Origin of the sequence: Salibacterium lacus, assembly GCF_042684865.1 — a bacterium.
GTDB classification, from domain to species: domain Bacteria; phylum Bacillota; class Bacilli; order Bacillales; family Marinococcaceae; genus Salibacterium; species Salibacterium lacus.
Genome location: NZ_JBHUML010000002.1, coordinates 1,710,976 through 1,725,128 on the forward strand (window position 1 = coordinate 1,710,976; position 14,153 = coordinate 1,725,128).

A 14,153-nucleotide genomic window follows, 5' to 3' on the forward strand; every position below is an offset into this window, starting at 1 on the left:
CTACCAGCCAAAGTGTGCTCGCTAACATGTTAGGCATACGCTGCAGGCGGATCTCGAATACGGCTCCGTACGAAACGTTCCTGCCTATTAAAAAAAGCTTCCGGCCGTTTTTACGATGACCGGGAGCTTCTCCTACTTCCACATTATGATTTTGCGTTTAACAGATCATGGTCGACGTGGCGTTCGCCGTTCATTTCCGTCAGCACGTTGATAGCTTTTTTGGCGCCGTCCCCGGAAGTGATGATCGTATGGACGCTCACTCCGGCGGCTGTTCCGGCTGCCCAGACACCTTCTACACTTGTTTTGCCACGTTCATCGGTATCAATAATCGACTTGATTTTCGGTTCCGTTCCTTCTGTCGTTTTAATACCGGAAGCTTCGGCCAGTTTAGTGTTGCCGCCGGTTGTCATCATAACATGAACGGCTTCATATTCTCCGTTGTCCGTTTCCACTTTCACACGTTGGTTATCTGTTTTTTCTACTGCTGTGACGTGCGCATCAGAAAATTCCGCACCGAACTTTTCCGCCTGTTCCCGTCCTGTTTTCAGCAGTTCGGGACCTTCAATGGCCGGAGCACCGTAATGATTCTCCACCCAGGCTGCTTTCGTCATGCTCTGATCATTATCAAATACCAGCGTTTTCTTTCCGGCTTTTGCGGTAAAAATCGCAGCACTGGCACCGGCCGGACCGCCGCCGATGATAATAACGTCATACATGTCAACGTCCTCCTTCTGCTTTTTCTTCCTTTTAGTCCCTTTCCCATTTCTCTATATTATGAATCCTCTTTTTTCTTTTGCTTCTCTACATGTTTTTTCAGATGAAAATCATGAACGAGCCGGATTGTGGGACGGATAATCAGCTGAAAACTGCCGATGACAAACAACCAGATACCGGCATCTTTTAATGGCTCGGAAAAGAAAAAAAAGCTTCCTATCAGAAACTCCAAACCAATTAGAAAATCATTCACTGTGTTCAGGACCGTATACCGTTTCTGAAAGAAAAATTCATAACGACCGAGCGATATATCTACATAATTTTCCTTAGGTTGTTTCTGGCTCACGGTACTCCCCTCCTCTGACAATTATTATTTTCCCGGCCCCCTCTGTTTTCCAAACCTCCAACACAAGTAAACCCCCGATCGCTGCCATCGGGGGTTTACCTGGTGAAGGAGACATATGGGCGTTTTCTGCTTCATGGCGAAAATCAGTCCAGCCGGTCTGATCCGGCTGTATTTTAAGGAGGAATTATCATGTTCACCAGAAGAAGGGTCTTTATGCGCTGCTTTTGTCTCCTTCCAAAAAGGGGGACAGGATAGTAAATGGTTATGTCTGCTATCCTTATACCTTCATATTAAAACCAGCATGTGTCAGTACGATGTCAAAATAATAATTTTTTATTCTTTCTGTTCTTCATGATACACTCCCAACCAAGGAGGGATAGAATGATATCACCTGAAAACATGTACGACAAACTCGGAACAGGCATCGATCCTGAAACGTTTATGGAAAAAATGGACGGGCGCTACCGCACGCAGCTTGATGAGTGGTATGATTTGTTCAGCTGGAGTGAACATGATGCCAAAGCACTTGAACCTCTGCAGCAGCGCAGCAGTCTCCGCTGCGAAATCCTCGCCGGCGATTGGTGCCCCGATGTTCACCGCAACCTGGGGCCTGCTCTGGAAGTCATGAAACAGGCCGACATTCCGGTGGAAATGTTCATTATGGAAGAACATGATGACCTGATGGAACATTTTCTGACCATGGGCGGCCGCTCCGTTCCCAAAGTTATTCTGACAAACGACAACGGGGATGTTTTGTTCTCCTGGGGACCGCGTCCGGCCTACATCCAGGAGCCGATGGCGGCGTACAAACGAAGCAGCTTCACTCCTGATGATCCGCAGGCCGAAGAGGCTAAGAAAGCGGCATACGAAGGAGTGAAGGCACGATACGGAAGCGGCAGCAATTATCAAAAACTTGTCGTCTATGAACTCACAAACCAGCTGCTTCAGCTTTGATTCCTCCCGTCTTCACGCTTGATGCTTTGGCATCTCAAGAGTGAAGACGGTTTTTCCTTTTCCGGTTTCTGTGAGCACAAGATCCCCGCTCATGCTTTTTGCGATTATTTTACTGAAAGGCAGGCCGAGCCCCAGGCCATGCGTATTATATTTCTTGTTTTCCCCTCGGAAGAAACGTTCAAAAATGAGATACTGTTCGTCCTCAGAGATACCCGGGCCGTTATCCACAATGTCAATGCCGGCCATGTCGTTATCCTTGTTGTACAGCAGTACATCAATGGTCCCTTCATCGTTCAACGCCTGTTTGGCATTGTTCAAAAGGTTCACTATAATCTGCTGCAGTCTCATCGAATCAACATGGACAAACACCGGTTCCTCAAGCGTATGGAGAGATAATTGCAGAGACTCTTCGTCATTTGCGACTTCCCACTGATGAATGATTTCTGTAAGAAGCGTATTCAGGTTATAGTTATCCGCAGATATCGGCACCGTATGGGCCGAGAAAGAGTTGAATTCAAGCAGGTCTGCTACCATCGTTTTCATCCGGTTGGCTTCGTTCAACGATACATCCAGAAATTCCTTCGCTTCCTCTCCGGTTACCACATCGTCCCGAACCGCCTGAATCAGCCCGGTCATGGAAGTTACCGGCGTTTTCAGCTCGTGGGTGACTCCAGCGAGGAGTTCCAGGCGGAGTCGTTCGAGCTCCTGCAGCCGCCCCGACATCTCACGGAAAGAATGAACGAGCTCATGGACTTCACGTTCCTTGATATCAGCAGGAAGGGTGAAATCATAGTCCTGCTCCTGCACGTGCCGGGCTGCCGTTGCGACATCCTGAATCGGGCGGGAAAGCCTTTTTGACAGAACATAAATCACCGCCCAGCCGATCAAAGCAAGGGATACAAGCATAATCGCAAGCAGCCGGTATTCCTCGTTCATCTGGGTAAGCTGGCCGGCCGACTGAATGACCACGACCCATCCGGCTGTACCTCCTTCTGCCTCAATCGCTGTCTTCACAAGATAGGATTCTTCCCCTGAAGCCAGCTGAATACGCTGCACGTCACTATTATTCTCCAATAAACTTACCGGGAAAATATCAAAAGAAAACGGGTTCCTCTCCAGCGGATTGGAAAGGATTCTGCCGCTTCGGTCCACTATATATATAATTGGATCCAGTTCCGTATCCAAAATGCCCTGCCTCTGTTCGATGTAATCAAAAATACCTCCCTGAGGGACCATCTGACCCGACTGGGTTTCGACAAATCGGTCTGAAATTTCCTGCCCGAGGTATCTGGTCATATCCAGCCTGTGTTCCAGATTCGTCTGCCGCAGCCATATAACGGATAAAATACCGACAACAATCAGACCGAGAACGAGCGTAATCAGATACCGTGTCGTCCAGTACCGGAGCAGAGAGATCTTTTTCCCTTTTTTATTCATAAACACAGAATTGATACCCCAATCCACGGAGTGTTTTTATCTCCCCTTCAGATTCGGGCCAGTTCTGCAGGGACTTGCGGATACGTTTGATGGAAAGATCGACGGCACGGTCGCTTCCTTCATAGTCCATCCCCCACACCCGCTCAATCAGCTGCTCACGGTCAAAAGTCTGATTCGGATGCCGCGCCAGAAACAAAAGCAGCGATAGATCCCGTGGTGTTAACGGAACGTCGACTCCATTCAGTTTCACCGTGTGGGCTTTTTGATTAATTGTCAGGCTGCCGTAGTGATTGACTTCGTCTTCCAGCAGAACAGATCCCGACCTCCGCAGGACGGCTTTTGCTCTGGCGACGACTTCGCTGGAATCAAAAGGTTTGCTTATATAATCATCCGCACCGCCCTCAAGTCCTTTCAGTCTGTAATCTACGTCTCCGAGAGCAGTCAGCATAATAACAGGCACAGCTGACTCTTCCCGGATGCTTTCCAGAATACTCCATCCATCCTGACCGGGAAGCATGACATCCACAATCGCGAGATCCGGCTTATTCTCCCGGAATGCGGGCATGGCTTCATTTCCATGCAGAATCGTAAAGACTTCGTATCCCTCTTTCTGAAAATAAGCCGTCAGCACTTTGCTTATGGCAGGCTCATCTTCAATAATGAGTATTTTCTGCATAACACGTCACTCCTTGGCTCCATTATATAAGAAAAACGCAGCAGAAAGCTATGTATAGTAAAGAAATCCCTGATGAGACCATCAGGGATTTCGTATTTAAAAAGGGGGGTCAATGAAAAAAAGTCAGCTGCTTTTATCGCTGTGCCGGCTGCTGCATGCCGGCTGGAAGTAAAATGCTGGGGGACACTCCACTTCCCTGCTTGTTCTTCTGCGCGCCATTCATGCAAGGGGTAAACATCACGGCCTGCTGCAAAAGGGGGAAGCAGCTTTTCGTATTGCATATTCCTGCGGCTTCAACCTAAAGCCTTGTTTCGTTTGTTTCGCTTGATGATACCGGTTCTTCATCAACCAAGGGGGGGAGATGTTCCTTAAGAGTTGATGGTTCGGTATCTGTCTGTTGTTCTTTGCTTCTTACTTCCTGGACAAGATTTGACATTTCCTTATCCCGGATATTGATGCCCAGTTCAACAGCTCGCTCTGTTAAAACGGCTTCCCGGACTTCAGCGGTCAATGTATCAAGGTTTTTTCCGAGCGCTGCAATCCCTAACTCTTTGGCCCGCTGTTTTACGGCGACTTCTTTCACTTCATGAGCCAGCTCGTAAATGTCTTTGTTTCCGGTATCAATATCCAGTTCCCGGGCGTAATGTTCGAGATCCTGCGTTTTCATAGAGCGTTTGATTGGATAAGCGGCTGAACTGCTGTTCTGCTCTTGAGTAAAGCCGGCTTCTTCGTGTGAAGCTTGATCGCTGGTTCCTAAATCGGCGGCGGTATCTTGTTCCGCTTCTGCCATTCCCGGCACTGCTCCCATCATTCCGATTGACAGAACAGAGGCCAGTAAATAGTTGCCTTTTTTGTTCCACAGCACCTCGCTTCCCTCCTGATTGTCAACTTGTGATCAGCCCTGTGCCGATCACATTTTTTACTTTAAAGGCGTTAGATGTCAACGGAGTGTCAGCCGGACATTTCTTTTAAAAAATTTTTTATCCCCCCTGCTGAAACTGCGAAGGAATGCTCTGCAGATCGATGCTCCATACCGCAGGCAGATACAGATTTACAGCCAGCACGATAAGAATGATGGAGAGTACGTTCAGCCAGAATCCGTTCTGCACCATCTGAATAATTTTCAGTTTCCCGGTTCCAAATATTATGGCGTTCGGCGGTGTGCCGACCGGCAGCATAAAGGCACAGTTAGCGGCCATCGCACAGGGAACCATCAAGGCATAAGGATGGACGCTGAGGGCTGCCGCAAGCGACGCTACAACAGGCAGAATCATCGTACCCGTCGCCGTGTTGGACGTAATCTCTGTGAGGAAAAGAACAAGTGCTGTAGAAATAAGCACGATCAGGACAAAGTTCGCTCCCTGAAGCACCGTCAGCTGCTCGGCCATCCAATTGGATAAGCCTGTATTTTCAAATCCGGAGGCAATAGCAAGACCCCCGCCGAAAAGCAGCAGAATCCCCCACGGAATATCTTTGGAATCTTTCCATTCCAGCACTTTCGTTTCCTCCGGGTGCGGTGATGGAATAGAGAACAGCAAAAGCGCTGCGGTTACCGCAATCATACCGTCACTGATACCAGGCAGATTGATGAGATCCTGCCATATAAATGATCTCGTTATCCACATAAAAGCGGCAAACAAAAATACACCAAAAACGGCTTTCTCTTCAAAACCGATGCGCCCGAGCGCTGATTTCTCCTCTTTAATGAGCTCTCTTCCACCGGGAAGCTGTTTTAGATTAATAGGATACACGATTTTCGTTAAATACAACCAGGCACTGAACAGCAGGATGATAACAACCGGCAGGGCATAAGCCATCCAGCCCGCAAAGGAGATTTCAACCCCGTACAGCTCTTCCACCGTACCGGCGAGCAGGCTGTTCGGGGGAGTGCCGATCAACGTGCCGAGACCGCCGATCGTGCCGGCATAACCGATTCCAAAAATAATCGCCTTTTCAAACTTTTTCAGATCATTTTCTTTCTGCTCGTCTTTCAGAGCTTCGCTCACTTGATACACGATAGCCAGTCCAATAGGTATCATCATCATGGTGGATGCTGTATTGGAGACCCACATGGATAAAAACGCTGTCGCTGACATGAATCCCAGAATAATCCGGTTCGTGCTCGTCCCTATTAACTGTATAATATTAAGTGCTATTCGTTTATGGAGATTCCATTTCTCCATGGCAGCAGCGATAAAAAAGCCGCCGAAGAATAAGAAGATGATATCATTTCCATACGAAGACACGACCGTGTCCACATCCACCGCTCCAAAGAGAGGCAGCAGCACGATGGGCAGAAGCGACGTTGCCGGAATGGGAATGGCCTCGGTAATCCACCACGTCGCAATCCAAAGAGTCGAAGCCAGAACGATTTGAGCTTCCGGACTTAAATCAGGCGGGTGAAAAAAGAGCATGGCCATCACAAAAAGCAGCGGACCCAGGATCAGACCGACAAGCTGAGCCCTTGTATAAGCGGGTTTATGATTGTCATTGCCTGATCCGCCATTTCCGCCGTTTGATCCTCCATTGCTTCCTATTCCTCCTGAATCAGCCGAAGCACCCCGGTCCGCTCCCTGGGATGCACCGGGTGCTTCCCGGACTTGTGAAAAAGTCAGGAGTTTCTTCGTATTCGAGCTTGATTTCCAAAGTCCTTTCCAGATAGATGCTGTACTTTCTTTCATCAAGGTTATTCCCTCCTTGTTGTAAACGCTTTCTTCCAATCAATATACCTTTCCCCGCCTTATTTGGTCTACGTTGATTAAGTAACGAAACCTTTCCATAAATAAAAAAAGCAAAGCGGCGGCTGCAGATCTTCATTCAATAGAAGGTCTGCAGCCGCTCCTTTTTATCTGAAGGAATCCGGTATTGAAGCTGAGGACGTCCCACGGGCCTATATTTCATATCCGCTTCTATCAATCCTTTCTCCGTTAAAAAATGAAGGTATTTCCGGACGGAAACCTGCGATATACCTGCTGCTTCAGCAATGTCAGCTGCAGAAAAGGGAGATGGTACTGTGAGTACCGCCTTTGTAATGTGGGATAACGTTAAGGTTGTTAACCCTTTGGGAAGATCCATACCCTTCACAGGACTCTCTGAATCGTGCAGAAGAAATGGATCAATATCTTTTTGGGATACCTGCTCCTCCTTCTGCATCATTTCCTGCTGGCGCCGGTACTGCTTTAACGATTCCTCGAACCTTTCGAATTCAAACGGCTTAATCAAATAATCAACCGCCCCGTACCGCAGAGCAGTCTGTACGGACGCATTATCATCGGCTGCCGTGACGACAATAACGTCCACCGGTGTTTCGTTTTTTCTGATATCTCTCAGCATCTTCAGTCCGCTCGTGTCGTCCATGTATACATCAAGCAGAATCAGGTCCACACTGTTTTCTTCCAAAAAAGCCCAAGCCTGATCGACATTCTCCACCGCTCCGGACGTCTCAAAGCCTTCAACCCTTTCTGCATACTTACGGTTGAACTTGGCCACCATCGGATCATCTTCCACAATTAACATGCGGATCATACGTCTTCCCCCTCGTACGGAATCGTCACTTCCACAACTGTTCCGTTATCTATTTCCGAGAACCATTCCATTTCTCCATTCAAGACCTGCAGGCTTTTTTGAATAAGATCCGTTCCGTGGCCCCTTCCCGCTTCTTTCGTGGAAAAACCAGGCTGCATCATGCTCTTTATTTCGGCAGGGGTCATGCCTTTTCCATTATCACGGACCGTGAAGTAAAAAACGCCGTCGATATGATTGATGGTGAGCTGAACCCGCCTGCTGCTCCGTCCCTCTACAGCTTCCACTGCGTTATCAAAAAGATTACCGATGATCGTGATCAAGGCGTCCATTCGTTCCGTGTGCTGCAGGACAGGAAGCGGTGCGTTCCCGTAGAACTCGACTTCAATACCTTCCTCTCTGGCGGAGCTTGTTTTATTCAAAAGAAATCCTGCCAGCACAGGATCTTTCACCAGCCTGGAGACTTCCCCGACTTCCTGTTGGTAGGAATCGGATATATGATGGATATAGTCATTTAATTCTGCGTACGATTCGGTATGAATCATGGCAGAGATGACGTGAAGTTTATTCATAAATTCATGGGTCTGAGCCCTAAGTTTTTCCGCATAATGCCTGGCTCCCGTTAATTGATTGACAAGCGACGTTAATTCCGTTTTCTCCCGGAAGGTTGCGACCGCCCCTGCAATCTGACTTTCGGCGAGTACCGGCATCCGGTTCACAATAACAGCGTGTCCGCCGACCACCATTTCACGGTCATATTCCGCCTGCTGGTGTTCCAGTACTTCCTGCAGCCCCAATTCCGGCAAAAAGGAAGCAGCAGATTGATAGAAGGGGTCTCCTGTCAGTCCTGCGCGTTGAAACAACTCCTTTGCCGCGTCATTTACCATGACAATTTCTCCCTTTGTGTTAACTGCAGCAATCCCCTCCCGCACCGAGGAAAGCATCGCTTCTCTTTCTTTCAAAAGGTGGGCAATTTCACGCGGTTCCATGCCGTACATTGTTTTTTTGATCCGGCGTGCCAGCCCGAATGCTCCGGCCAGACCAATCAAAAGCCCCGCCCCTGAACCAATGTACACCATTTTTTGACGGTCCATTATAACATGCTGAACATTATCAAGCAGGATACCAACCGACACAACCCCTATCTGCTGCCCTTCTTCATTTTCTATCGGTACGAAAGAACGCAGAGATTCTCCCAGCGTCCCTTCCGCTGTAGACGTATAAGTCTCTCCCTGGAAAGCACGGTCCTCATCATTACCGGCAAAATACTGACCGATCCGGGCTTCTACCGGATGAGAACGGCGGATGTGATTCATGTTCATCACTACAATGTAGGCGACCCCCGTATCCTGTTGGATTTTTTCTGTGTACCGCTGGATCCGGCGGTCGTTTTCCTGATCCTGCAGCCCTTCCCGGACAACAGCAGAATAGGCGGCTGCATGAGCAATATCCATTGTTTTTTCCACCTGGGCATTTCTCGCATGGCTTGCTGCATCCCGTCCGATCAAAATGCCGGTGATGCAAAAAGCTGTGACGAGCACGAGCGATACAAGCAGCGTAATCCAGGTCTGCAGCTGCAAGGGCTTTCTGTGTTTCCATTTATGTATCATGATCATTCTATCCTTTTCAAGCGGAGCCGTCCGCAGCAAAAAACCTGCTGCTTCCAAGCAGTAGGTACATTTGAGCAGATGGATGCCAACGTTTTGTTAGGTATTCCTGTGAAAAACGGGTTCATCAAAATAACGAGTAACGTGGGTACATCCTGCCTTATAACGTAAAACAATTACAACTTTTTCAGCATTTTTTACAACAATATTACATGATAGCATGAACTTGAAACATGCTGCAGCACGTCACTGACAGAACAGCTGCATGGAAAAAAGCTTTCTTTCATGGAGGTTTTTCCAGCGTATGTACCGGGATAAAGGGGGAAAGACAGTGAACGAAAATAAACCGTATGTGGAAATGTTAATGCACTCATCCAATCCGCACACCAGTTTCTTATCTTTGTCTCAGACCATTATCGATCAGCCGGACGTCACGACATGTACTAAAAAAAATGCACTGCAGAAGGTTGTGGAAGCCTACGAGGAAGTCTGCCGGCAGCCACAAAGTTAACCAAACAGAAACCGTACTTATTTGTCATTACTACTTGAAATAAATGAAACCCACTCCCGTCCGGACGGGAGTGGGTTTCATTGTATCATATCTTATTTTACAAGCACTGTCTTGATTGATGTGAAGAATTCTTTGGCGGCTTCTCCCTGTTCTCTGGAGTGGGAGCTGGAGTGTTTCATGCCGCCAAACGGCGCCTGCAGTTCCACGCCGGCACTTTCAGCATTGATACGTACAAGACCAGCTTCGATATCATCCATAAAGGACAGAAACTCCTGGATATTCGTCGTGAAAATGGAGGCACTCAAGCCATATTCGGTATCGTTGGCTGTTTCAATCGCTTCTTCCACCGTTTCCACTTTCATGAGGGCAAGTACCGGTCCGAAGATTTCCTCTCTGGCAATCGTCATCTCCGGTTCAACGTTGTCAAAAACAGCCGGGGTAACATAATATCCCTCTTCTTCAGGTATTGTTTCACCTCCGCAAAGCAAATCTGCCCCTTCTTCTTTTCCTTTCTCAATGTAAGAGGTGACGCTGTTAAATTGACTTTCACTGGCGCAGGGTCCCATCCAGCTGTCTTCCTTCATGCCGTCTCCTACTTTTATCTCCCTCACCTTTGCAAGCAGCTTTTCTTTAAACGTATCATATATACCGTTTTGAATAATAACCCGGCTTGTAGCCGTGCATTTCTGGCCGGTAGATTTCAATCCTCCGCTGATCACAGCATCCACAGCCGTATCCAGGTCAGCGTCTTCTGTGACGATGACCGGGTTTTTCCCGCCCATCTCCAGCTGGTACTTTGCTCCACGTCCAAGAGCAGCCTGCCCGATGCCGCGGCCGACCTGTTCGGAGCCGGTGAAGGTTATACCGTTCACGTCAGGGTGTTCTGAAAGTCCCCGGCCGATGACGGATCCGCTTCCTGTTACAAAGTTCAACACACCATCCGGCAGCCCGGCTTCTGCCAGACACTCTACCACTTTTGCCGCTGTCACAGCCGATTCCTGTGCCGGTTTAAAGACGACCGTGTTACCGTAAACGAGAGCCGGTGCAATTTTCCAGACCGGGATGGCAACCGGAAAGTTCCAAGGTGTAATGACACCAACAACGCCAAGAGGGGTCCGGTTGGTGAACATCAAAGCATCCTTATCCGTCGATGGAATGACATCTCCGGACTGCCTCATGCCTTCTCCGGCGTAATACCGTAGAATCTGGGCGCCGCGCATCGTTTCTCCTTTGGCTTCAGGATACGTTTTTCCCATCTCCCGAGTCATCGTTTCTGCGATCTCTTCAATCCGTTTCTCTAGAAGAGCCGCCGCTTTGTAGAGAATGTCACCCCGGGCCGGCTGCGCCATTTTTCTCCAGTTCCGTTTGGCCGATGCGGCAGCTTCCACCGCTTCATCAAGTGTTCTGGTGCCGGACATCGTATAATATCCGACGACTTCACGAGGATGTGCCGGGTTCATGCTGGCCTTTGTCTCTTCGGCATTCGTTTTCCAAGCACCATTAATGTAATTACTGTACATCTGCTCTACTGTTATTGTCATAGAACATCCTCCTTATCATTTGGTACCGGCTGTGCGGTCCTGAAGCTGGTGAACCGTTACATCGTTCCAGCTTAAATCGGGAACGGAATACTGTTCCATCTTCGTTTCATCCAGTTCTATTCCAAGTCCTTCCACATTTCTGGAAGGTACGGTTAACCATCCATCCTCGTAACGGACTTTGTCTTTCACGACATCGTCTACATACAACTCAGGACCAGTCGGGTCCGAGGTATAATCAAGATTTGTCATGGTACTTCCGAGATGGGCCATGGCTGCCGTTCCGATGGAGAGCTCCTGTGTCGTGCCGAGCAGGCAGCTCTTTTTCGCTGTGTCAGCCGCTGCGACCGCCTTTTTTGCGCTCGTCAGACCACCGATGAATACCGGGGATATGTTGAAGATATCGACGGCTTCCTGCTTTATCATTTCAAACTGCTGGCGGGTGCTCCATACATGTTCGCTCACCGGATGATCCACTTTGTGGCGGAAATGCCGGAGACCGTCAAAGTCGTTTTGATAGGCTGGGCTTTCTATCAATTCGATGGGGTAGTTTGAGAGCCTTTTGACGACACGGGCCGCTTCTTTCCAGTCGAGGAGGTGGCTGAAATCAAGTGATTTAATGGTCACCTTTGAACCGAATTCCTTATGGACCGCTGCCAGAAATGCTTCGTCTGCCTCTACATTTTTTCCGGCATAAAGACGGAACACATCAAACCCTTCGGCAAACCGCTGCCTCACCACGTCTACGTTTTCCTCCACTTCTTCCATGAAACGATGGCGGAAAATCGGGTAACAAACTTTGATTTTCTCATGGTATCTGCCGCCGAGAAGATCAGCCACCGAAACCCCCAGATATTTGCCGCATAGATCATAGAGGGCGTTATCGACGCCGTTGCGGATGAAGCTGCCTTTTTCATAGTAATACATCGCTTCAGGGAAATTATCGAGCAGTTCTTTATTAATAAGGGCCAGATCAAATGGATTCTTCCCGACGAGAATCTGTTCCAGCACCCGCTTGAGGTCTTTCACGTCCGGTGCATAGCGTGGAAGATGGGAAAAGTCCGACATTTCCCCGATTCCAGTTACGCCTTCGTCTGTGTGAAGCCGGACGATAATATGCTTATTCACAAAACCAGTGTGACGCGGTACTCCCACTACTGTCAGGGTGATATCCGTTAGTTTCATAGGTTCACAGCCTTTCCTGGCATTTTAGACGTTCAGAAATGTATCCCGGCCGAGTTTCCATGTATGGAGTAGATCCATCACTTCCTGGTTTTCTTCAGGAGACAGTGCTGAAACAGGTTCTCTCGTCGGTCCCGCTGGAAAACCGAGCATCTCAAGCGCTTCTTTGATAACTACAACATTATTTCCGGCATGATGCCTGGCACGCAGATCTTCAAACGGAACCATCTTCTCCCATAAATCCCATACCCCCGGCCAATCTCCCTCCCGGAGTTTCTCCAGCAGATCAAAGGAAATCTCCGGATACAAATTAACAAGACCGGACGTAAACCCTTCTGCACCGGCCGCCCAGAAATACGGCGCCCATTTCTCGGCGGTACCGCAAATCCAGGTCACACCATGCTCAGCGGGAGTGTCCCGCACAATTTTCGTGAAACGAGGCAGGTCATTAATGGCATATTTCACACCAATTAACTGCGGAAGCGCGGTCAGTTTTTTCAGTACATCATCACGGAGGGCGGGATTTTTGAAATAAATCACCGCCGGCATATCGACCTCTTCCATAATCCGGCGGAAATAAGCAGCTGTTCCCTCTTCATTCATGTAAGGATGGACCGGCATATGAATCAGTACAGCATCCGCCCCTGCCTGTTTTGCATCGAGTCCCATTTCTACCGCCGTATCCACAGAATACCCGATTCCCGCGATAATCATCGCACGATTTCCTGCCCATTCGGTCACTTTCCGGTTCTCCTCTTTTGCCTCTTCGACTGTCAGGGAATAAAATTCACCCGTGTTGCCGGACGGAACAATAACATCCAGTTCTTTTTCCAAAAGAAATTCCACGTTCCGCCGCAGCACCTCCCAGTCGATCGTCAGATCATCACGAAACGGCGTAATGTTAATCGCTGAAATCGCTTTCAAATTTTCCGAAGCTTTCTTTATCTCCATATTATTCTCCTTTCCTCTGATGTTTCATCACCTGATTCAGCGTACGCAGGATATGCGATTTCATTTCCTGTTCCGCCGTATCTGCGTTCCGGCTTTCCATCGCCTGAAAGATACTCCAGTGTTCCATCAGCCCTTCCTCCTGTTCTTTGTTCTGCTGCAGCGCCAGTTTTCGAAACGCTTGATCAAAGGCTGATACGGTATTCCATGTCTGCTTCAGCACCGGGCTCCGGGCATAGGTGACGACCATCTGATGAAAAGACGTATTTTCCTCCACCAGATTATCCACCCGCTGTTCCTGTTTCATGTCATCCATACGCATCAGCTGGTGTTTCAGGCTTTCCATTTCTTCATCCGTCATTTTTTCTGCAGCCAGCCGTGCACACAATCCTTCTACGGAAGCCCGGAGCATTAAAATCTCCTCAATCGACGTGTCAGCCATATCCGATACAAAGGTCCCTTTTCTCGGAACAGTGACAACCAGCCCTTCATACTCAAGCGTCCGGAAGGCCTCTTTCACCGGAGTGGTGCTGATGTTCATCTTTTCAGAGAGCTGTCTCTCCCGGATTGGTTCCCCTGGTTTATAATAGCCCATCACAATGGCTTCCCGGATCGTATCCACAGCCAGCTGCCGGAGCGACTGAACATTCGTTGTGCGTGATGTCAAAAGCTGCTCAAGTTCTGCGTCCATTTCTACCACCTTAATTGATATCTGATA

At 48.6% G+C, this 14,153-nt stretch carries 14 protein-coding genes; 2 read left to right on the plus strand and 12 right to left on the minus strand.

Translation table 11 applies throughout. The features are described 5' to 3' along the window. Window positions 1–143 precede the first annotated feature (143 nt). Both ACFSUB_RS09570 and ACFSUB_RS09575 read right to left on the minus strand, forming a co-directional pair. Complete coding sequence (locus tag ACFSUB_RS09570) at window positions 144–716, minus strand: FAD-dependent oxidoreductase (RefSeq protein WP_380712955.1); 573 nt, start codon at window positions 714–716, stop codon at window positions 144–146. Between the two features lie 56 nt (window positions 717–772). Continuing rightward, window positions 773–1,060 (minus strand): YrhK family protein, encoded by a 288-nt coding sequence (locus ACFSUB_RS09575; protein WP_380712956.1) that lies wholly within the window; start codon window positions 1,058–1,060, stop codon window positions 773–775. Window positions 1,061–1,441: 381 nt separating this feature from the next. Between ACFSUB_RS09575 and ACFSUB_RS09580 the strand changes: the two genes are divergently transcribed. Then, entirely contained in the window at window positions 1,442–2,014 is a 573-nt protein-coding gene (locus tag ACFSUB_RS09580) for a thioredoxin family protein (RefSeq protein WP_380712957.1), read from the plus strand. Window positions 2,015–2,026: 12 nt separating this feature from the next. Here the strand turns inward: ACFSUB_RS09580 and ACFSUB_RS09585 are convergent, their stop codons facing one another. The 6 genes from ACFSUB_RS09585 to dcuS all read right to left on the minus strand — a co-directional run bounded on the left by ACFSUB_RS09585 (window position 2,027) and on the right by dcuS (window position 9,259). Then, window positions 2,027–3,451, minus strand: coding sequence for a sensor histidine kinase (locus ACFSUB_RS09585; protein WP_380713229.1), 1,425 nt, complete (start codon window positions 3,449–3,451; stop codon window positions 2,027–2,029). Further along, the gene (locus tag ACFSUB_RS09590; RefSeq protein WP_380712958.1) at window positions 3,444–4,127 is read right to left on the minus strand and encodes a response regulator; all 684 of its coding nucleotides are present in this window, start codon (window positions 4,125–4,127) and stop codon (window positions 3,444–3,446) included. The genes ACFSUB_RS09585 and ACFSUB_RS09590 overlap by 8 nt, the downstream gene beginning before the upstream one ends. 298 nt (window positions 4,128–4,425) lie before the next feature. Beyond that, window positions 4,426–4,992: a hypothetical protein gene (locus ACFSUB_RS09595; RefSeq protein ID WP_380712959.1), complete on the minus strand. Its 567-nt coding sequence runs from the start codon at window positions 4,990–4,992 to the stop codon at window positions 4,426–4,428. 115 nt (window positions 4,993–5,107) lie between these two features. Then, a complete protein-coding gene (locus ACFSUB_RS09600) occupies window positions 5,108–6,808 on the minus strand; it encodes an SLC13 family permease (protein ID WP_380712960.1) in 1,701 nt (566 codons plus the stop codon). A gap of 136 nt (window positions 6,809–6,944) precedes the next feature. Next, window positions 6,945–7,652, minus strand: coding sequence for a response regulator (locus ACFSUB_RS09605; protein WP_380712961.1), 708 nt, complete (start codon window positions 7,650–7,652; stop codon window positions 6,945–6,947). After that, window positions 7,649–9,259, minus strand: coding sequence for a DcuS/MalK family sensor histidine kinase (gene dcuS, locus ACFSUB_RS09610; RefSeq protein ID WP_380712962.1), 1,611 nt, complete (start codon window positions 9,257–9,259; stop codon window positions 7,649–7,651). Before dcuS ends, ACFSUB_RS09605 begins: the two co-directional genes overlap by 4 nt. Before the next feature lie 328 nt (window positions 9,260–9,587). On the opposite strand from dcuS, the gene ACFSUB_RS09615 reads away from it, so the two are divergent. Continuing rightward, window positions 9,588–9,767 (plus strand): hypothetical protein, encoded by a 180-nt coding sequence (locus ACFSUB_RS09615; RefSeq protein WP_380712963.1) that lies wholly within the window; start codon window positions 9,588–9,590, stop codon window positions 9,765–9,767. 92 nt (window positions 9,768–9,859) lie between these two features. Here ACFSUB_RS09615 and gucD read toward each other — a convergent pair whose 3' ends face one another. Genes gucD through ACFSUB_RS09635 form a run of 4 tightly spaced genes read right to left on the minus strand, consistent with a single transcriptional unit; the run spans window position 9,860 to window position 14,126 of the window. Beyond that, a complete protein-coding gene (gucD, locus tag ACFSUB_RS09620) occupies window positions 9,860–11,308 on the minus strand; it encodes an alpha-ketoglutaric semialdehyde dehydrogenase GucD (protein ID WP_380712964.1) in 1,449 nt (482 codons plus the stop codon). A gap of 15 nt (window positions 11,309–11,323) precedes the next feature. Next, window positions 11,324–12,490 carry a mandelate racemase/muconate lactonizing enzyme family protein gene (locus ACFSUB_RS09625; RefSeq protein WP_380712965.1) on the minus strand — a complete coding sequence of 389 codons (1,167 nt, stop codon included), beginning with the start codon at window positions 12,488–12,490 and terminating at the stop codon, window positions 11,324–11,326. A gap of 24 nt (window positions 12,491–12,514) precedes the next feature. Beyond that, window positions 12,515–13,438, minus strand: a complete 924-nt coding sequence (locus ACFSUB_RS09630; protein ID WP_380712966.1) for a dihydrodipicolinate synthase family protein — start codon at window positions 13,436–13,438, stop codon at window positions 12,515–12,517. Between the two features lies 1 nt (window position 13,439). Continuing rightward, a complete protein-coding gene (locus ACFSUB_RS09635) occupies window positions 13,440–14,126 on the minus strand; it encodes a GntR family transcriptional regulator (protein ID WP_380712967.1) in 687 nt (228 codons plus the stop codon). Window positions 14,127–14,153 lie beyond the last annotated feature (27 nt).